This window comes from Leclercia sp. EC_58, assembly GCF_019584355.1.
Classification (GTDB): domain Bacteria; phylum Pseudomonadota; class Gammaproteobacteria; order Enterobacterales; family Enterobacteriaceae; genus Enterobacter.
This window is the reverse complement of the sequence record NZ_VDAM01000001.1, coordinates 1,734,795-1,754,577: the sequence shown is the minus strand read 5'-3', so window position 1 is coordinate 1,754,577 and position 19,783 is coordinate 1,734,795. Positions and strand designations below refer to the sequence as shown.

Annotated in this window: 18 protein-coding genes; 5 read left to right on the top strand and 13 right to left on the bottom strand. The window is 57.7% G+C overall.

The window, feature by feature from the left end; translation table 11 throughout:
• Positions 1-17: 17 nt before the first annotated feature.
• From creD to creA, 4 genes are read right to left on the bottom strand one after another with little or no spacing between them, the layout of a single operon-like run.
• On the bottom strand, positions 18-1,367 hold the full coding sequence (creD, locus tag FHC51_RS08585; RefSeq protein WP_220435334.1) for a cell envelope integrity protein CreD: 1,350 nt from the start codon (positions 1,365-1,367) through the stop codon (positions 18-20).
• A gap of 58 nt (positions 1,368-1,425) precedes the next feature.
• Positions 1,426-2,850 (bottom strand): two-component system sensor histidine kinase CreC, encoded by a 1,425-nt coding sequence (creC, locus tag FHC51_RS08580; protein ID WP_220435333.1) that lies wholly within the window; start codon positions 2,848-2,850, stop codon positions 1,426-1,428.
• Positions 2,850-3,539, bottom strand: a complete 690-nt coding sequence (gene creB / locus FHC51_RS08575) for a two-component system response regulator CreB (protein WP_103178191.1) — start codon at positions 3,537-3,539, stop codon at positions 2,850-2,852. Before creB ends, creC begins: the two co-directional genes overlap by 1 nt.
• 14 nt (positions 3,540-3,553) lie before the next feature.
• Entirely contained in the window at positions 3,554-4,024 is a 471-nt protein-coding gene (gene creA, locus FHC51_RS08570; RefSeq protein ID WP_103823187.1) for a protein CreA, read from the bottom strand.
• A 212-nt stretch (positions 4,025-4,236) separates the two neighbouring features.
• On the opposite strand from creA, the gene robA reads away from it, so the two are divergent.
• Entirely contained in the window at positions 4,237-5,106 is an 870-nt protein-coding gene (robA, locus tag FHC51_RS08565; protein WP_103823186.1) for an MDR efflux pump AcrAB transcriptional activator RobA, read from the top strand.
• Here robA and gpmB read toward each other — a convergent pair.
• On the bottom strand, positions 5,103-5,750 hold the full coding sequence (gene gpmB / locus FHC51_RS08560) for a 2,3-diphosphoglycerate-dependent phosphoglycerate mutase GpmB (protein WP_103823185.1): 648 nt from the start codon (positions 5,748-5,750) through the stop codon (positions 5,103-5,105). The genes robA and gpmB overlap by 4 nt on opposite strands.
• 49 nt (positions 5,751-5,799) lie before the next feature.
• Between gpmB and yjjX the strand changes: the two genes are divergently transcribed.
• Entirely contained in the window at positions 5,800-6,315 is a 516-nt protein-coding gene (gene yjjX, locus FHC51_RS08555) for an inosine/xanthosine triphosphatase (protein WP_220435332.1), read from the top strand.
• A 60-nt stretch (positions 6,316-6,375) separates the two neighbouring features.
• Here yjjX and trpR read toward each other — a convergent pair whose 3' ends face one another.
• Both trpR and sltY read right to left on the bottom strand, forming a co-directional pair.
• On the bottom strand, positions 6,376-6,702 hold the full coding sequence (trpR, locus tag FHC51_RS08550; protein ID WP_103178187.1) for a trp operon repressor: 327 nt from the start codon (positions 6,700-6,702) through the stop codon (positions 6,376-6,378).
• Positions 6,703-6,757: 55 nt separating this feature from the next.
• Positions 6,758-8,695, bottom strand: a complete 1,938-nt coding sequence (gene sltY, locus FHC51_RS08545; protein WP_220435331.1) for a murein transglycosylase — start codon at positions 8,693-8,695, stop codon at positions 6,758-6,760.
• Positions 8,696-8,915: 220 nt separating this feature from the next.
• On the opposite strand from sltY, the gene ettA reads away from it, so the two are divergent.
• Positions 8,916-10,583, top strand: a complete 1,668-nt coding sequence (gene ettA / locus FHC51_RS08540; protein WP_103178185.1) for an energy-dependent translational throttle protein EttA — start codon at positions 8,916-8,918, stop codon at positions 10,581-10,583.
• Between the two features lie 107 nt (positions 10,584-10,690).
• On the opposite strand, the gene nadR is transcribed toward ettA, so the two are convergent.
• The 3 genes from nadR to serB are packed head-to-tail and all read right to left on the bottom strand — an operon-like array spanning position 10,691 to position 14,324.
• Positions 10,691-11,923 (bottom strand): multifunctional transcriptional regulator/nicotinamide-nucleotide adenylyltransferase/ribosylnicotinamide kinase NadR, encoded by a 1,233-nt coding sequence (gene nadR, locus FHC51_RS08535; RefSeq protein WP_103178184.1) that lies wholly within the window; start codon positions 11,921-11,923, stop codon positions 10,691-10,693.
• Positions 11,924-11,958: 35 nt separating this feature from the next.
• Complete coding sequence (gene radA / locus FHC51_RS08530) at positions 11,959-13,344, bottom strand: DNA repair protein RadA (protein ID WP_103823183.1); 1,386 nt, start codon at positions 13,342-13,344, stop codon at positions 11,959-11,961.
• 11 nt (positions 13,345-13,355) lie between these two features.
• Positions 13,356-14,324 carry a phosphoserine phosphatase gene (gene serB / locus FHC51_RS08525; protein ID WP_220435330.1) on the bottom strand — a complete coding sequence of 323 codons (969 nt, stop codon included), beginning with the start codon at positions 14,322-14,324 and terminating at the stop codon, positions 13,356-13,358.
• Between the two features lie 122 nt (positions 14,325-14,446).
• On the opposite strand from serB, the gene FHC51_RS08520 reads away from it, so the two are divergent.
• On the top strand, positions 14,447-15,094 hold the full coding sequence (locus FHC51_RS08520; RefSeq protein ID WP_103178181.1) for a YtjB family periplasmic protein: 648 nt from the start codon (positions 14,447-14,449) through the stop codon (positions 15,092-15,094).
• 35 nt (positions 15,095-15,129) lie between these two features.
• Complete coding sequence (gene lplA, locus FHC51_RS08515) at positions 15,130-16,146, top strand: lipoate--protein ligase LplA (protein WP_220435329.1); 1,017 nt, start codon at positions 15,130-15,132, stop codon at positions 16,144-16,146.
• A gap of 70 nt (positions 16,147-16,216) precedes the next feature.
• Here lplA and yjjJ read toward each other — a convergent pair whose 3' ends face one another.
• The 3 genes from yjjJ to deoB all read right to left on the bottom strand — a co-directional run bounded on the left by yjjJ (position 16,217) and on the right by deoB (position 19,733).
• Positions 16,217-17,545 (bottom strand): type II toxin-antitoxin system HipA family toxin YjjJ, encoded by a 1,329-nt coding sequence (yjjJ, locus tag FHC51_RS08510; RefSeq protein ID WP_220435328.1) that lies wholly within the window; start codon positions 17,543-17,545, stop codon positions 16,217-16,219.
• A 136-nt stretch (positions 17,546-17,681) separates the two neighbouring features.
• Positions 17,682-18,404: a purine-nucleoside phosphorylase gene (gene deoD, locus FHC51_RS08505; protein ID WP_103823179.1), complete on the bottom strand. Its 723-nt coding sequence runs from the start codon at positions 18,402-18,404 to the stop codon at positions 17,682-17,684.
• Between the two features lie 105 nt (positions 18,405-18,509).
• A complete protein-coding gene (gene deoB, locus FHC51_RS08500; RefSeq protein WP_220435327.1) occupies positions 18,510-19,733 on the bottom strand; it encodes a phosphopentomutase in 1,224 nt (407 codons plus the stop codon).
• Between the last annotated feature and the right edge of the window lie 50 nt (positions 19,734-19,783).

The window sequence follows — 19,783 nt, the reverse complement described above, 5'->3', positions numbered from 1 at the left end:
CCCTGGCGCCGTTTTTTTTATTTCCATAACCGCATCGTATCTTTATCCGTTGACCCGGATGGCGCCGTGCGCTTCGGCTGGGAGAGCGAGTACCAGTCAAAGTGGCGCGTGAGATACATTACCGCAAACAGGGCCAGCGCCAGCACCGCAGAGCCCAGCAGCAACGCACTCTCTTCTGAACGCAGCAGGAACCACATCACCACGTCCAGCCCCAGCAGCGCCAGTACAAACAGGCCACTGCGTTTCCAGCTTTTCAGCACTGCCTGCAGATAGACGCCGTTCATTAGCGCCCCCACCAGGCTGGCGATAATCCATGCGGGTGTAAAGCCCACATGCTCAGACAACGCCAGTAGCACCAGATAGAACAGCACCAGCGCCAGTCCCACCAGCAGGTACTGCATCGGGTGCAGCCGCAATCCGGTTAAAGTTTCAAAGACGAAGAAGGCCATAAACGTCAAAGCAATCAGTAAAATGGCGTACTTAATCGCGCGGTCGGTCAGCTGATACTGATCCGCGGGGGTCGCCACCGTGACGCTAAACGCCGGGATCGCACTCCATTCAGGGATCTCGTTGTCGTTGAACCAGCCCGCAAGATTGTTCGCAAACCAGCTGCTTTTCCAGTTTGCCTGGAAACCGGACGCGCTAATCTCATGCTTAACCGGCAGGTAATTGCCCATAAAGCTCGGGTGCGGCCAGTTACTGTTCAGGGTCATTTCGCTGTTACGTCCCACCGGAACCACGGCAAAGCTGCCGGTACCGGCCAGATTGAGCGACATCTCCAGCGAGACGTTTTTTGCCGCCAGCGCGTGGTCGGTCAGTGGGATGTGAATGCCGGATAACGCCCCGTACACCCCGGCGCCAGGCTCGATGCTTAACGTCTCACCATTGATTTTTGAGATGCTCACTGCCCCTATTCCGCGCGCATCCCCGACGCCGACCACGATAAACGGCTTGCCGAGCGTCATCGTCTCACCCTGCAACTCCGCCAGTTTTTCCGTCGTAAACTGCGCTTTAATGTTGAGATCGGTATTCCAGATTTGCCCGTCATAGATGCCGATGTTGCGCGTCTGCACGTGCTGATTGCCCTCGACCAGTAGCGTCTCCGGCAGGATAAAGTGCATATAACGCTTCTTATACTCCACCTTTTTCGCCTCTTCCTGTTTGTAATAAACCTCCGTTACCGGAATGGCGATGAGCGGGCCCACCAGCTGCTGTGGGCCGCTGGTACTCTGGCGAAGGGTGTTTTCGACCTCGTTGCGATAACTCTCACGCTCCGAAATCAGATTGCCCACCAGCATTAGTGGGACGAGTAACAGCAGAATGCACCCCAACAGGGTGCTGACTTTCCAGAACAGGGGGGATTTCATATCAGGTCTCCTTTGTGATGAGGAGAGCCTAACCAGGCTATGTGGGGCCAGTTTGAAGTTATGTGAAGGGACGGTGAAGTATCAGGGTGGCCGTCACGCCGCCGTCAGTCCGGTTTCGCAGATCGATGCTCCCCTGATGCAGACGCGCCACCTCCAGCACAAAGGCCAGCCCGAGCCCGCTACTTTTCAATCCGTTCTCGCGCGGGAGAGAGTAGAAGCGCTCAAAGATTCGCGCCTGCGCATAATCCGGGATGCCGCTTCCGTTATCCGTCACGGTGATGGTGACCTGCCTGAACGCCTGCGTAGCGGCAAGCTGGATCGCCCCACCCGGCGGGGTAAAGTCGATAGCGTTATCCAGTAAATTGCCCAGCGCCTGCTCAAGCAGATCGGCATCGCCCTCCACGCAGCACCCGCTCCTTTGCCAGTTCAGGGTGATGTTTCGGGAGGCCAGCGTCGCCGCGCGCGCATCGGCAAGGCGTGTAAACAGCTCATCAATGCTGACACTGACCGGAACGATCTCGACCCTGTTTTCCAGTCTGGCCTGAGCGAGAAGTTTTTCAACCAGCGACTGCATGCGCGCGTTTTGCGCCAGGATATTATCAATAAACCGCGCCGCCACCTGCGCCGGGGGCTGCTCTGCCAGGATCTCCGCCGCACCGCGGATCGCGGCCAGCGGGCTTTTCAGTTCGTGGGTGAGCGCATGCACATAATTTTCGATATCATTTTTTCCCTCCAGGCGAACACGCATGTTCTCCAGCGCCTGCGCCAGTTTGCGCAGCTCACTGCTGCCCGGATCGGGCAACGGCAGCGGCGTATCATTGGTCACCGAGTCGGCATAGCGCGACAGGGTGTTAATCGAGCGGTTGATCCACCAGGCCACCGCCAGACCAATGAGCAACGCAATCCCCAGCAGCGCGCCGCCGGCCCACAGGATCCGTCGCTCGCTGCGCTGGATCACCGGCGCCATCGCGCTATTGGGCTTGCCAACCGACAACACGCCGATAATCTTGCCCCGATCGACCACCGGCGCGGCAACGTACATGACCGTACCCTCCGGATCCTGCGGATCGCTCGGCGTACTGCGGGCGCCATACTCCCCGCGCAGCGTCAGCCAGACGTCGTTCCAGCGCGCATAATCCTTCCCCACGGCCAGGCCAGCGGAGTCAAATACCACCCGGCCGCGGGCATCGGTCATGTAGACGTGATACTCGTTACGCACCTTATGAATGCCGCCAATATTGGCGCGAAACGGGCGCTGGTGGAGCCGGGAAAAGGCCTGCGCCAGCTTGCCCTCCTGTGGGTTGCCTGCCAGCAGATCGTCTCGTCCCACTTCCGCCAGCAGCGTCGCGGTGTCAATCAGCGTGCCTTCGGTTGCCCTGCGCACGCCGGGCTTGATCTCCTGAACAAAGATCGACAGCACAAACCACGCGGCGATGGCCACAATCAGGAAGTATCCCAGCAACAGCCGCATGCCTATGCGCATTAATATAATCCCAGGCTATAGCCCATGCCGCGATGGGTGCTGATAGGGGAAAGCTGGTCATTCACGGCCCGCAGCTTGGCGCGCAGGGTTTTAATATGGGTATCCACGGTGCGATCGAAGCTGTCGCCCTCCTCTCCCCAGACTTTATCCATCAGTTGCTGGCGAGAATAGACACGGCCCGGCGCGTTCAGCAGCGTTTTAAGCAGCAGGAACTCGTAGCGTGTCAGGGGTAATGGCTCACCAAACCAGCTGATTCTGGCGGCAGGTTCATTCAGTTCAAACTCGCCGATACGGACAATCTCTGAAGGCGCAGCGGACTTTTGCATGCGCCGTAAAATGGTCCGCACCCGGGCGCATACCTCCCGGGGCGAGAAGGGTTTGGCGACGTAATCATCGGCGCCGATCTCCAGACCGAGCAGCTTGTCCACTTCATCGCTGCGGGCCGTAAGGAACAGCACCGGTAGTGAAGGATGCCGGGCCAGCAGCTGACGGCAGAGCTCAAAACCGCTGATATCCGGCAGCCCCACGTCCAGGATGGCGAGCGCCGGGCTTTGTCGGCGCGCTTCCTCCAGCACCGGCAGGCCACGTTCAAAGGCCTTTACCGCAAATCCCTCCTGCTGGAGCATATAGATCAGCGTATCGGCGATGCTGATTTCGTCTTCAACCAGCCAGACCACAGGTTGCTGCATGGCGTGTCCCTGAGTTAATGCCACGGCATAATGGGCACCGCGCTGAGCGCGTTTTTCGGTGAGCCTTCAACGACCTTGTCCGAGTAGGCCAGGTAAGCCAGTGCGTTACGCTTCGCATCATAGAAACGCACCACCTGCAGTTTTTTGAACACCAGCGAGGTGCGTTTCTGGAACACCACGTCGCCCTGCGCCTTACCGTTTTTGATCTTCTCGCTCAGCTCAACCGGCCCCACCTGCTGACAGGAGATTGCCGCGTCGGAGGTATCTTCCGCCAGCCCAAGGCCCCCTTTTATCCCGCCCGTTTTTGCCCGGCTGATATAGCAGGTCACGTTTTTTACATCGGGATCGTCAAAGGCTTCGACAACAATTTTATGGTCCGGCCCGAAAACTTTGAACACGGTATCGACAGAGCCAATCTCCTCTGCCTGCACGGCGCGCCCCATTAATAACAGCAGCGTCGTGACGATCAATGTCTTGTATTTCATATTGTTACCATATTTGAAAATTGAACTGCGTAATTATTCAACAATCATATAAAAAAAGCAGCAAGATCACAGCATTAGAAAATATTCTCCTGGATCACCAGGAAAACCGCATTTAAGCGCAAAAAAAACACTGAATGCTAAAACATCAAAAAATGCTATTATCCGCTAACCTGTTAGCAGGGTACCTGCTGTATTAAGGATGAGGATAGTATATGGATCAGGCTGGAATTATTCGCGATCTTCTTACCTGGCTGGAAGGCCATCTGGATCAGCCTTTGTCACTCGATAATGTGGCGGCAAAAGCGGGATATTCTAAGTGGCACTTACAGCGGATGTTTAAGGATGTCACCGGTCATGCCATTGGTGCTTATATCCGCGCACGTCGCCTGTCCAAGTCCGCCGTGGCGCTTCGCCTGACTGCGCGTCCGATTCTGGATATCGCTTTACAGTACCGCTTTGATTCACAGCAGACCTTTACCCGCGCGTTCAAAAAACAGTTCTCGTTGACCCCTGCGCTCTACCGCCGCTCGCCGGACTGGAGTTCGTTCGGGATGTGTCCGCCGCTGCGCCTCGGCGAATTCACCCTGCCTCAGCATGAGTTCGTCACTCTGCCAGAGACGCACCTGGTCGGTACGACGCAAAGCTACTCCTGCTCGCTGGAGCAGATCTCCGAATTTCGTCATCAGATGCGCGTTCAGTTCTGGCGTGATTTCCTCAGCCATGCGCCGGCCATTCCGCCGCTGCTGTATGGCCTGAACGAGACGCGTCCAAGTCTGGAAAAAGATGACGAGCAGGAAGTGTTCTACACCACGGCATTAACGCCGGAAATGGCCAATGGCTATATTCAGGGGTCGAAACCGGTGGTGCTGGAAGGCGGTGAATATGTGATGTTCACCTATGAAGGGCTGGGTACCGGCGTGCAGGACTTTATCATGACGGTCTATGGCACCTGTATGCCGATGCTGAACCTGAACCGCAGAAAAGGGCAGGATATTGAGCGTTACTATCCGTCAACGGATGTTAAACCGGACGAACGCCCAATCGATCTGCGCTGCGAATACCTGATTCCTATCCGCCGTTAACGCTGCAGCTCATCTAATGCAGGGGCATCGAGATGCGAGATATCCCCTGCCATCTCCACAATCCAGCCTGACGCCAGCCAAGGGCTTTGCTGATAGTCGATGCGGGAAAGCGAGCAGTTACGCAGACGCAGGCGACGTTCAGCCCAGGCCGGAAGCCCAAGGATGGTGCTGACCAGACAACCCAACGCCATTCCGTGACTCACCAGCAATGGCCGACTACCCTCGGGAAGATCCAGGCAGGCTGCCAGTGCCGCATGCATACGCTCGCTCAGCTCCAGCATCGATTCGCCTTGCGGAATACGGCCATCTTCGCTGCCGTTAACCAGCGTACGACGCCAGGACTCTTCTTCTTCCGTCAGGGTATCGATAAGACGCTGTTCCAGCACTCCCATATCCAGCTCACGCAGGCGAGCATCTACGGTGACATCGCAGCCGCAGGCCTGCGCGATAATCTCCGCTGTGCGTCGCGTGCGACCTAAATCGCTGGCGATGATATGGGTAATGCCCAGCGTTCTGGCGCGTTCGCCAACCTGCCGGGCCTGTTCCTCACCCTTGGCAGTAAGTGGACTGTCTGACTGGCCTTGAATACGTCGCTCGGCGTTCCACTGCGTTTCACCGTGGCGAACAAGGTATACCTGTAACATGCTTTTTTTCCGTTATACTGCGATGATATTTTTAGAGTTAGGCTTAATTATGCACCAGGTTGTCTCTGCTACCACTAATCCTGCCAAAATTCAGGCAATTCTAAGGGCATTTGACGAGATCTTCGGCGAAGGATCCTGCCACATTACATCCATCAGCGTCGAGAGCGGCGTCCCGGAACAGCCATTCGGCAGCGAGGAAACGCGCGCTGGCGCACGGAACCGCGTCGCCAATGCGAAGGCCGCCTGTCCAGATGCGGACTTTTGGGTGGCGATTGAAGCGGGCATTGACGAAGGCGCAACCTTTAGCTGGGTGGTTATCGAGAGCCGGGAGCAGCGCGGCGAAGCCCGTTCCGCTACCCTGCCCCTTCCGGAGATCATCCTGGATAAAGTGCGCGAAGGGGAAGCGCTTGGGCCGGTGATGTCGAAATACACCGGCATTGATGAGATTGGGCGCAAAGAGGGGGCGATTGGGGTCTTTACCGCCGGGGCGCTGACGCGCTCAAGCGTTTATCATCAGGCGGTGATCCTGGCGTTGAGCCCGTTTCATAACGCGATATACAGGTAATTACGCCTTATCCGGCCTACGGTACACACGTCTTGTGTAGGCCTGATAAGCGCAGCGCCATCAGGCGTTTTTCAGCAATACCTGCTCCAGCCACTGGCGCAATTCAACCGGCGCCGATTTCAGGCTGTTCGATCCGCGGGTGATGGTGGCGATCCCCGCCCCCAGCTCGCTTTTCAGTTCGCGCTGGCTCATCTCACCGCGCAGCAGCTCCTCGATGATCCGCACCCGGGTGCCCAGCGCCTCGCGCTCGTCGGGGGTCAGCATCAGCTGCAGCAGCGGCAGATGCAGATCCTGTTCATAAGACTGACGAAGCAGCTCCACAAAACGAAGCCACTCCTGATGACGTTGCTCGGCCATCGCCGATGAATAAGGGGAATGCTGGGTCATGTTATGCCGCCTTTCGTACTCTTAAACGAGTACAAGCATAACATAACCCCACCGATCAGTAACGTCGCTGCCACTCACTGTCGCTCATCAGGGTATCTTTCTCTCCCATGAAGTAGCGATAGTAAGCATCGTACGCCAGGACGTTTTTCACATAGCCGCGGGTTTCCGAGAACGGAATGCTCTCGACAAACGCCACCGCGTCAATGCGTCCGGCGCTGTTGCCAAGCCAGGTGCGCACGCGTCCCGGACCGGCGTTATAGGCCGCCGAGGCAAAGATGCGGTTATCGCCGAACTGATCGTACACGCTCTGCAGATAGGTGGTGCCAATATTGATATTGGTCTCCGGATCCAGCAGCTGCGACGGGCTGCTATAGCCCGGTAGATTAAACTTCTTCACCGTATGGGCGGCGGTGGCAGGCATCACCTGCATCAGACCGCTGGCCCCCACCGGCGAGCGCACTTTCGGGTTCCAGGCGCTCTCCTGGCGGGCAATCGCCATCGCATAGCTCTGCGGGATAGTTTTGCCGCGGGTATAGCGTTCGAACAGATCCTTATAGGCCAGCGGGAAACGCTCCTCAAGATGATCCCACAGCTTGCCAGCGATCGTCGCCTGCACGCTAAGATCCCACCAGCGGTTATCAAAGGCATAGCGCGCCAGCTGCGCTTTTTCGTCAACGGTACGGCTGGTGACCAGATTCGCCCATTCGCTGCGGGCGGTGTTGTCCAGATTCCAGTACATCAGCTCGCGCACCCGCGCCATCTCCGGCCCATTTACCAGCGCCGCGTTGACGCCGGATGGCGCTTTATCAATCTTTAAGGTGTACTCCTCGCCGAGTCGCTGGGCCGCGACCATCGGATAGAAACCGCGCTGCTGCATCAGGCTGTGCAGAATCGATTTCGCCTCCTCCTCACGCCCCCGCTCCAGCAGAAGATCCGCCTGCCAGTAGCGCCACTCGTCCTTCTCTTTCGCTTCCATCGGCAGACGCGCAAGCCAGGTGTTCAGGCCGCGGCGATCGCCGTTGCCCAGCGCCATGCGCACGCGGCGCTCCACCAGCGAGGTGGACTGGGAACGCATGATGGCGTCATCGCGCCAGCGCGCCTGTTCATCGGTGACATCGCTGCCCATCAGTCGCCACGCCACGATATCGCGCAGCTCCTGGATCTGATCCTCATTGAGCTGCTGCGCCTGGGCAAGGGATGGGATCATCAGCCGGGCGTTTTCCACGTCGTCCCGCGCCACGCTGGTGAACGCCACTGCCGCCATCTGGCGGGTAAAATCGGTAGCACCCGTGGTGCGGGCAAAGTCCATCACCGTCTTCGGATCGTTCGCCAGCTGGATCAGCGCGCTGGAGATGGTCTGATACTCCGGTGGCATCTGTCCGGCGAGCGCGGTCACCAGACGGGTGTTGCCCGCTTTCATCGCCAGACGGATGCGCTCCAGATACGCTAAAGGATCCTGCTTGCCGGAGGCGCGCCAGGCGCCGAACAGCGAGTCGCAGGCGTTAGGCTGGCTTTTACCGGTGAGCCATAGCTCTTTGGCGCCGTTCCAGGCCTCTTCCTGCTGGCCTGTCGCCCACTTCGCGTAGTAGTAGTTACACTGCGCTTCGGTAGTGCCCGGCTTCTCCGGGCTAAAGGCCAGCAGGCCGCGCCAGTCTTCACGGCGCGCAAGCTCGTTGACAAAGCGCGACTGTAAGGTACGCGCCGGAGGCAGCGTCGGGTTGGCCTGAATAAAGTTTTTGACGGTGATCGTCGGCTGGTTCATCAGGTCGTCGGTGAGCTGGCGGTATTCCAGATAGGGGTACAGCGGGTAATCTTTCAGCGTCGGCATCAGGGCCTGCACCGTCTCCATCTGTCGCTGATCCCATGCCTGTTTGATCTGGGCATAGCGGTTACGTTGTTCATCCAGTGAATCGGCTCGCGCCGCGCTGCTGATAGTCAGCACGCAGACGCTGGCAGCCAACAGTCGCCAGCCCACTTGTTTGGCTTTTACCACACGCTCATCCTCTGTTAATCGTCATAAAATGCAGCATCGTGCCGCGCAAAAACGTAAATAACTTATGCTAACCAGGCATCCCGCAACGCGCCACGTTACCGACACATTTTTACCTTTCTTGCGCGTTTTAACACTCCTGCCGTCGATGGCTGGGATTAGGCGGGGAAAAAGGCTACACTTCGCCACTATTCTCATCACGATAAAAGAGGCGAAGTCCAACGTGGCTCAATTCGTTTATACCATGCATCGTGTCGGCAAAGTGGTACCGCCGAAACGTCATATTCTTAAAAATATCTCGCTGAGCTTCTTCCCGGGCGCAAAAATTGGTGTGCTGGGTCTCAACGGTGCCGGTAAGTCCACCTTGCTGCGCATCATGGCGGGCATCGATACAGAGATCGAAGGTGAAGCCCGTCCGCAGCCTGGCCTCAAAATCGGTTACCTGCCGCAGGAACCGCAGCTGAACCCGGAGCACACCGTTCGCGAATCTGTTGAAGAAGCCGTTTCCGAAGTGGTTAACGCGCTGAAAGGTCTGGACGAGGTGTACGCGAAGTACGCAGAGCCGGATGCAGACTTCGATAAGCTCGCGGCCCAGCAGGGTAAATATGAAGAGATCATCCAGGCACACGACGGCCATAACCTGAACGTGCAGCTGGAGCGTGCGGCCGATGCCCTGCGCCTGCCAGACTGGGATGCAAAAATCGCCAACCTCTCCGGTGGTGAGCGCCGCCGCGTCGCGCTGTGCCGTCTGCTGCTGGAAAAGCCAGACATGCTGCTGCTCGACGAACCAACGAACCACCTGGATGCGGAATCTGTCGCCTGGCTGGAACGCTTCCTGCACGACTTCGAAGGGACCGTTGTGGCGATCACCCACGACCGTTACTTCCTCGATAACGTTGCCGGCTGGATCCTGGAGCTGGACCGCGGGGAAGGTATTCCGTGGGAAGGTAACTACTCCTCCTGGCTGGAGCAGAAAGATCAGCGTCTGGCGCAGGAAGCCTCTCAGGAAGCGGCCCGTCGCAAATCCATTGAGAAAGAGCTGGAGTGGGTTCGTCAGGGCACTAAAGGCCGTCAGTCTAAGGGCAAAGCCCGTCTGGCGCGCTTCGAAGAGCTGAACAACACCGAATACCAGAAACGTAACGAAACCAACGAACTGTTTATTCCACCTGGAGCCCGTTTGGGTGACAAAGTGGTTGAAGTGAGCAACCTGCGTAAATCCTACGGCGACCGCGTGCTGATCGACGATCTGAGCTTCTCGGTACCGAAAGGCGCGATCGTGGGCATCATCGGCCCGAACGGCGCGGGTAAATCGACCCTGTTCCGCATGATGTCCGGTCAGGAACAGCCTGACAGCGGCACCATCACCCTCGGCGAAACCGTGAAGCTGGCCTCCGTGGATCAGTTCCGCGACGCAATGGATAACAGCAAAACCGTCTGGGAAGAAGTTTCCGGCGGCCTGGATATCATGCGTATCGGCAACACCGAGATGCCAAGCCGTGCCTATGTAGGCCGCTTTAACTTTAAAGGGGTTGATCAGGGTAAACGCGTGGGCGAGCTGTCCGGCGGTGAGCGTGGTCGTCTGCATCTGGCCAAACTGCTGCAGGTTGGCGGTAACATGCTGCTGCTCGATGAACCAACCAACGACCTGGATATCGAAACCCTGCGCGCGCTGGAAAACGCCCTGCTGGAGTTCCCGGGCTGCGCCATGGTGATCTCCCACGACCGTTGGTTCCTCGACCGTATCGCGACCCACATTCTGGATTACCAGGATGAGGGTAAAGTGGAGTTCTTCGAAGGTAACTTCACCGAATACGAAGAGTACAAGAAACGCACGCTGGGCGCTGACGCGCTGGAGCCAAAGCGTATCAAGTACAAACGTATCGCCAAGTAAAGGCAAAACGGCAACTCCTTGGTTGCCGTTTTTATGTGTGCCGGGTGGCGGCTTCGCCTTACCCGGCCTACGGTTTTGTCGGCCCGGCAAGCAGAGCGGCAGAGGGCTTACCCCTTCTCGCCCATCATCTCTTTCACCAGCTCCACGCAGCGCAGGAATCGGTTGTCATAGTCCGCCTCTTCCACATGCACAAAGTCGATATTGTTCGCTTCAAGCATCTCCACCAGCATGGTCTGGAATTCTCTCCTGTCTACCGAACTGCCCAGGCTGCGCATCCCGTCCGCCACCCAGGGGGTGTTGTTCTCCAGCAGGATCACTAAGTCGAAGCGGTACTCGTCGATCAGCGCCTGCACAAACGGATGCTCACGCCCTTCATATTTTTTACAGAACGCCTGGGTGGTGACGAAATCGGTATCGACAAACGCCACTTTATTGGCGTATTTCACTGCAAAATCAATGTACTGGGCATGCCCCAACGCAATCTTGTCGTAGTCGGAATATTGCAGCGCCATCTCGTCGCCGCCGAGGTGCGAGAAGACGTAATCCCGGCCATACTCCCAGGCGCTGGTTGTGTTGAAGATGTTCGCCAGCTTGTTGACCAGCGTGGACTTACCGCTGGACTCGCCGCCGAGGATCGCCACCGTACGCACGAAGAACGGCTTCACTTCCGTCGGAATGTACTCCCAGTAACGGAACGGGTTTTCGCGGATCTGGGCGCCGCTGATATTCATAAAGGTGCGTTTAGGGTCGATCAGCACCGTTTCGGTGCCCAGATGTTCGGGATATTGCGAAGCGTCAGATTCTTCAGAGGTGTAGATCCAATTCGGCTGGATCCCTTTCTCTTCCATAAAGGCTTTTATACCGTTGCTCCAGACATCCCAGCCGTGGGGATAGGGCTCCATCCCCTCTTCATTAAAGGCATGAATGCGGATATTTTTCTGGTACTTGAAGGTCTGAAGCAGCCAGCGCAGGCGGTCCGGAACGGTGGGCTGCTGGGACATGGCGCTCGCTTCGAACAGCTCGCGGTCGCGCTTGTCGTCGTAGCCCATGATGATGTGCAGTTCGTCCACCTGGCTACAGGCGCGCTGGATGAGATAGATATGCCCGGTATGCAGCGGATAAAACTTGCCGAACACCACGCCGATGTTCTTCTGCATACGTGGAAATTCAAGCCCCAGAAAGCGGTGCAGCGCTTCCAGCTTCTGCGCGCTGGGGCTTTTGATTTTGGCATTCAGCAGCTGGCTTAAATAGCCCTTGGTCATACCGCTGGCTTCCGCCACCTGCTGCAAGGTGCAGCCTTTCTGGCGGATCGCGGTCTTGATATAGTCAAATGACGACATAAATTACGGTGCCTCCTGCAACATCGAATAGATAATTATAAGTCGTCAAAGACATTTAACGCATCAGCAAGTTTTTTAACCCCAAAGACCTTCATCCCTTCCGGCACTTTTTTCGGCACGTTGGCGGCGGGCACAATCGCCCGGCGGAAGCCATGTTTTGCCGCCTCGGAAATGCGCTCCTGACCACTCGGTACCGGGCGGATTTCGCCAGCCAGACCGACCTCGCCAAAGACCACCAGATCCTGCGGCAACGGACGGTCACGCAGGCTGGAGACCATCGCCAGCAGCAGCGCCAGGTCGGCGCTGGTTTCGGTGACCTTCACGCCGCCGACCACGTTCACAAACACATCCTGATCCGCCATCTGCAGGCCGCCGTGACGGTGCAGCACCGCCAGCAAAATCGCCAGACGGTTTTGCTCCAGCCCCACCGCCACGCGACGGGGATTGCCCATCATCGAGTGATCGACCAGAGCCTGGATCTCCACCAGCAGCGGGCGCGTCCCTTCCCAGACCACCATTACCGAGCTACCGGAGGTCACTTCGTCGCCACGGCTCAGGAAGATGGCGGACGGGTTGCTCACTTCACGCAGCCCCTGCTCGGTCATGGCAAAGACGCCCAGCTCATTCACCGCGCCAAAGCGGTTCTTATGGCTGCGCAGGGTACGGAAACGGGTATCGGCGTCACCATCCAGCATCACGGAGCAGTCGATACAGTGCTCCAGCACTTTTGGCCCCGCCAGGGCGCCATCTTTGGTGACGTGGCCGACCATGATGATCGCCACACCGCGCGTTTTGGCAAAGCGCGTCAGATAGGCGGCGGTTTCGCGCACCTGGGCGACGCTCCCCGGCGACGACTGGATGTCTGCCATGTGCATTACCTGAATGGAGTCGATCACCATCAGCTTCGGCTGCTCTTCTTCAGCAATCATGCAGATCTGCTCGATGCTGGTTTCGGAGAGCATATTCAGCTCGCTGGTGGGCAGCCCCAGCCGGTGGGCACGCATCGCCACCTGCTGCAGCGACTCTTCCCCGGTGACGTAGAGCGTTTTCATCTGCGCCGCCAGCTTGCAGAGGGTTTGCAGCAGCAGGGTCGATTTCCCGGCACCCGGGTTGCCGCCAATCAGAATGGCGCTGCCCGGCACCACGCCGCCGCCCAGCACCCGGTCAAACTCTTTAAAACCGGTTGAGAAGCGCGGCAGGGCTTCAAGGCTGATGTCGGAGAGCTTCTGGACTTTCGATACGCCCGCGTTGCCCGCATAACCGCTCAGGCGCTCGTTACGGGCTACGGTGGGTGAAGCGGCAACTCCGCGCACTTCGGTGATGGTGTTCCAGGCATGACAGGCGCTGCACTGCCCCTGCCAGCGCGGATAATCCGCACCACATTCATTACAGACAAATGCGCGTTTTGGAGCTTTCGCCACGTTTTACCTCTTTATTTCTGGTTTACGCTGCCAGAGAGAATGCAGAACACCCCCATCAGGTCAGCATGACGGATAGTGACTTCCGTCTTTTCGTTCACGGTCGGTTTGGCATGGTAGGCGATGCCAAGCCCGGCCACTTTAATCATCGGCAGATCGTTCGCCCCGTCGCCAATGGCCACCGTCTGGGCAACCGGGATCTCATATTTTTCCGCCAGACGCGTCAGGGTGTTGGCCTTGAACTGGGCATCAACGATATCGCCAACCACGTTTCCGGTCAGTTTGCCGTCGCGGATCTCCAGCTCGTTGGCGACCACCGCGTCCAGGCGCAGCTTGTCACGCAGATACTCGGCAAAGAAGGTGAACCCGCCGGAGGCGATGGCCACTTTCCAGCCCAGGGTTTCCAGCTTCAGCACCAGCTGCACCAGCCCCGGCATCAGGGGGAGCTTTTCCCGGACCTGCATCAGGATATTTGCGTCGGCATCTTTCAGGGTCGCCACGCGCTGTTTCAGGCTGGCGGTGAAGTCCAGTTCGCCGCGCATGGCGCGTTCGGTCACTTCGGCCACCATCTCGCCGGTACCCGCCAGTTTAGCAATTTCGTCGATGCACTCGATCTGGATGGCGGTTGAATCCATGTCCATCACCAGCAAGCCCGGCGTTTTCAGATGTGGGATTTTACCCAGCGGCGCGACATCGAGACCCGCATCATGCGCCAGACGGGTGGCACGCTGGGTCAGGGAACCGGCCAGACGAATCACCTGATAATCTTCCACATACCAGGCCGCCACGATCACCATTGCCGCGCCCAGCTTGCGCTGATACGTCGTTAACTGCTGTTTATCCAGGCCGCGTCCATACAGCAGCCAGCCGCTACGACCAGCATGGTAATCCAGTGGCATTACCTCATCACCACTTAATGAGAGCGGCAATCCTGGCCAGAGAGAGACATCATTGGGCAGGTCGCACCAGGTAATGTTTGGCATTAAAGCTCCTGTAAAATCGTTCGCGCCGGGAATCATCCAGGGGAGGGAAAATAACGCATGAGGCTACCTTGTAACCATCACTTCTGGCAACATTAACCCCGAAAATTTTCAGCAGGTGGAATATGGCTCGTGCAAAACTGAAATTCCGGCTTCATCGTGCCGTGATTGTCCTCTCCTGTCTCGCCCTGTTAGTGGCGCTGATGCAGGGCGCATCGTGGTTCAGCCAGAATCATCAACGGCAGCGTAATCCGCAGCTTGAAGAGCTGGCGCATACCCTTGCGCGTCAGGTGTCGCTCAACATCGCCCCGCTGATGCGCACCGAAACGCCGGATGAAAAGCGCATCACCCAGGTGCTGCATCTTCTGACGGAAGAGAGCCGCATCCTGGATGCCAGCGTTTACGATGAAGAAGGGGCCCTGATTGCCCGCTCCGGCGAGCATGTCGACGTGCGCGACAGGCTGGCGCTGGATGGTAAAAAAGCGGGCGGCTACTTTAACCAGCAGCTGGTGGAGCCGATTCAGGGTAAAAACGGCCCGCTCGGCTATCTGCGTCTGACGCTCGACACCCATACCCTGGCCACCGAAGCCAAACAGGTGGATAACACCACCAATATTCTGCGCCTGATGCTGCTGTTGTCGCTGGCGATCGGCGTGGTGCTGACCCGTACGCTGCTGCAGGGCAAACGCACCCGCTGGCAGCAGTCGCCGTTCCTGCTCACCGCCAGTAAATCGGTGCCTGAAGAGGAAGAGAGCGAAAAGAAAAGCGAGTGATTGAGTCGATAACCGTTTCAGGAAAGGAAATCTGCATGTCTACATTGCGTCTGCTTATCTCAGATTCATATGATCCCTGGTTTAACCTTGCGGTAGAAGAGTGCATCTTCCACCAGATGCCCGCCACGCAGCGCGTGTTGTTCCTGTGGCGCAACGCCGACACGGTGGTCATTGGCCGGGCGCAAAACCCGTGGAAAGAGTGCAACACGCGACGCATGGAAGAGGACAACGTGCGCCTGGCCCGTCGCAGCAGCGGCGGTGGCGCGGTATTCCACGACCTCGGCAATACCTGCTTTACCTTTATGGCCGGAAAGCCGGAGTACGACAAAACCATCTCCACCAACATCGTGCTGAACGCGTTGCAGGCGCTGGGGGCCACGGCGGAAGCCTCCGGGCGCAACGACCTGGTGGTAAAAACAGATGAAGGTGACCGGAAAGTCTCCGGCTCGGCCTATCGCGAAACGATGGACCGGGGTTTCCATCACGGCACCCTGTTATTAAATGCCGATCTCAGCCGCCTGGCGAACTACCTCAATCCCGACCAGAAAAAACTGCAGGCCAAGGGCATCACCTCCGTGCGCGGGCGGGTTGCCAATCTGGTGGATCTGCTGCCGGGCATCACCCATGAGCGGATCTGCGACGCTATCCGCGAGGCGTTTTTTGCCCATTACGGCGAGCGGGTTGAAGCCGAACTCATTTCACCTGACAAGACGCCGGATCTGCCAAACTTTGCCGAAACCTTTGCCCGTCAGAGCAGTTGGGAGTGGAACTTCGGCCAGGCGCCCGCCTTCTCGCACCTGCTGGATGAGCGCTTTACGTGGGGCGGCGTGGAGCTGCACCTTGACGTCGAGAAGGGCCATATCTCGCGTACCCAGGTCTTTACCGACAGCCTGAACCCGGCGCCGTTAGAGGCGCTGGCGGCACGTCTGCAGGGCTGTTTATACCGTGCGGATAGGCTGCAACAAGAGTGCGATGCCCTGATCGGCGATTTCCCGGAACAGGAAAAAGAGCTGCGGGAGCTGTCAGCCTGGATTGCGCGGGCGGTACGGTAATAAAAAAGCCCGCTTGCGCGGGCCTGTAACCGTAGGCCGGGTAAGGCAAAGCCGCCACCCGGCAGAACATTCACGCCATTCTCTGGACTATTACCGCAATATCGCTTAACCGCGTTTTCATCCCCGCGGCGATCGTGCGGAAATTTTCACTTATCCGTTTTTCATCCATTACCTGCTGCCAGAATTGTGCCGCCAGTGGCAGGGCAAATTCCCATGCCTGACGCGATATCGTGCTATCGAAACGCAACTCGCACGCCTCTTCCCGCATCATACCTGCACTGGAAGGCGCAAACGCCATAGGCAACATGTCATAAACCGGGGCAAGGGATAACGGGAACGCGGAATAGTAAAAAGAGAGGTTCCCCGCGTGCATATCGCTGTTAGCGATAAGGCGCCCAAACGCCCATATTTTTTCGACCTGTCCCGCAGCGGTTGCCTCTACGATGCCAGCCTGCACGAGCTTCTCAACCGTGTGAGGCCATGCTCCGCTCGCGGTGACAAATTCACTTTGTACCGCCTCAAGGGAAACGATGGCGCGTCTGCCCGTTACGCCTTCGCAGTCAAAGCGTTTAGCCTCAAGAAAAACCTGGCCGCTTTCCCCTTGTAGCGCGATGGCATCGCTTGCCGCGAGCCCTGCCCGGGTAAGCGTGCTGTGCGCGATAGCCTCGGCAAACAGCAGATCGCCCCATCGTACAGAGACTGCGCTACTTTGTGGCGCAGTAAACTTGACCAGCACATGCGCGTCACCTGTTGCCGTTTGGGCAAAGCAGGAGAACTTGGGTTGTTCCCCACCCGCAGAAGAACCTACAATCTCCCCTGCCAGCGCCTCCTGGGATAGCTGCGCATAGACCCGGTTTTTTTGAACGTCGGTAATGGGCTGCGGAGGGGTTGCACAGAGCCAACGTTGGTAGTTCTCCTCACCCACCAGCCAACCGCCGGAATGCTCACCAGAAAACTGGCTAAGGGCATAAAGCACATCGCTTTCCTGCCAGAGACGAATATCTTCCGGCAGCGAGAATTGCTGTGCCAGGCGGCGACCCCACGCCCGTCCTAAAAAACCTTGCGGGCGAAGGTCGGTCAGGTACCAGGGAAGACTATCAAACCATTGCCATTGCCCATCAGCCTGAAGCACAAGGCAGCTTCCCTGCGGCCAGGTGGGGTAAATCTCCCCGCCTTTAATGGCCCGGCCCTGAGCATTCACTTGCCAGAAAGGAAATACGCTGATACCCCGCACAGGTCGCAGCAGGGCGTAGCGCGTGGCGCGCGCTTTTCCAAACTGGATCACCTGTTGCTGGGTAGCCACCAGACGCGAAAATGTCGCCTGGCTGATGCCCAGATGCTGGCGAAGCTCAGGCGCTCCGCGTGGGCCCTGTAGCAGCAAATCACTTATCGTCGTCATCAGTGAATGGTTTTATGAATAGATACTTGAATAAACTTCATAGCATATTCAGATGAAATGTAAAGAAAAATGGGGAAGCAGGATGTGAAGGGTGAATAGATAAAAAAAAGGGGGCAGAACGCCCCCGCAGGAAATCTTACTCTTTATCGCCCAGCAGAACGGATTCCAGCGCGATCTTGATCATGTCGTTGAAGGTGGTCTGACGCTCAGCGGCAGTGGTCTGCTCGTGAGTACGGATGTGGTCAGACACGGTGCAGATGGTCAGGGCTTTCGCACCGAACTCAGCCGCCACACCGTAGATACCCGCCGCTTCCATCTCCACGCCCAGGATGCCATATTTCTCCATCACGTCGAACATCTCGCCGCCGTCTGGCGCGTAGAAGAGGTCCGCAGAGAAGATGTTACCCACGCGCGCGTCCACGCCCAGCGCTTTGGCGGCGTCAACGGCGTTGCGCACCATGTCAAAGTCGGCGATGGCCGCGAAGTCATGATCTTTGAAACGCATGCGGTTAACTTTGGAGTCGGTGCAGGCGCCCATGCCGATCACGATGTCACGCAGCTTAACGTCCATACGCACGGCGCCGCAGGAGCCCACGCGGATGATTTTCTTCACGCCAAAATCGGTGATCAGTTCTTTGGTGTAGATGGAGCAGGATGGGATACCCATGCCGTGACCCATGACGGAAATTTTGCGGCCTTTGTAGGTACCGGTGAAGCCCAGCATGCCGCGAACGTTGTTCACTTCACGCACCTCTTCGAGGAAGGTTTCGGCGATGTGCTTCGCGCGCAGCGGGTCGCCCGGCATCAATACGACGTCAGCGAAATCACCCATCTCTGCATTAATGTGAGGAGTTGCCATCTTCAGTTCCCTTATTAGTATGTTGTTTTGCCGGGCGGCGGCTGCGACTTACCCGGCCTACAAAAAACGTAGGCCCGGCAAGCCACGCGCCGCCGGGCAGCGTCATCAGAACATGGCTTTGCCATATTCCATGTCAGACGTACCAAAGTATTTCGCAATGGTCTGGCCGATATCCGCGAAAGTTTCGCGATGGCCCAGAGAGCCTGGTTTCACTTTCGGGCCATACACCAGCACCGGAATGTGCTCGCGGGTGTGGTCGGTACCGGTCCAGGTTGGGTCGCAGCCGTGGTCGGCGGTCAGGATCAGAATGTCATCTTCACCCACCAGCTCCATCAGCTCCGGCAGACGGCGGTCGAACAGCTCCAGACCGGCAGCATAGCCAGCCACATCGCGACGGTGACCCCAGGAGGAGTCGAAGTCCACGAAGTTGGTAAAGACGATTGTCTTGTCGCCCGCCTCTTTCATCTCTTTGACGGTAGCGTCAAACAGCGCATCCAGACCAGTGGCTTTCACTTTTTTGGTGATGCCGCAGTTAGCGTATATATCGGCGATCTTACCGACAGAGACCACCTGGCCCCCTTTCTCATCAACCAGTTTCTGCAGCACTGTCGGCGCTGGCGGTTCAACGGCCAGGTCGTGACGGTTACCGGTACGCTGGAAGTTACCCGCTTTGTCGCCCACAAACGGACGCGCGATCACGCGGCCAATGTTGTAGCCGCCTTCGGTCAGCTCTTCACGGGCGATTTCGCACAGCTCGTACAGGCGATCGAGGCCAAAGGTCTCTTCGTGGCAGGCAATCTGGAACACGGAGTCAGCGGAGGTGTAGAAAATCGGCTTCCCGGTTTTCATGTGCTCTTCGCCGAGCTGATCCAGAATCACGGTACCGGAAGAGTGGCAGTTGCCGAGGTAACCCGGCAGGTTCGCACGCTCAACCAGTTTATCCAGCAGCTCCTGAGGGAAGCTGTTTTCGTGCTCGGAGAAATAGCCCCAGTCAAACAGAACCGGCACACCGGCGATTTCCCAATGACCTGACGGGGTGTCTTTCCCGGAAGAGAGCTCGTGCGCCCAGGCGTATGCGCCCACCACTTCCGCGTTAGCGTCCATACCGGCGGCAATTTTGCCGGTAGAGCCTTCGTGGGCCTTAACCAGACCCAGACGGGTGAGGTTTGGCAAATTCAGCGGGCCCTGACGCCCGTTGTTCGCTTCGCCTTTTGCACAGGCTTCAGCAATGTGACCCATGGTGTCTGCACCTGTGTCACCAAAGCGACCAGCATCTTCTGTAGCGCCGATGCCGAAAGAGTCCAGCACCATAATAAATGCACGTTTCATATGTTCTCCGTACTCAGTGCTTTATAAAAAAGCGATCAGATCAGTATACC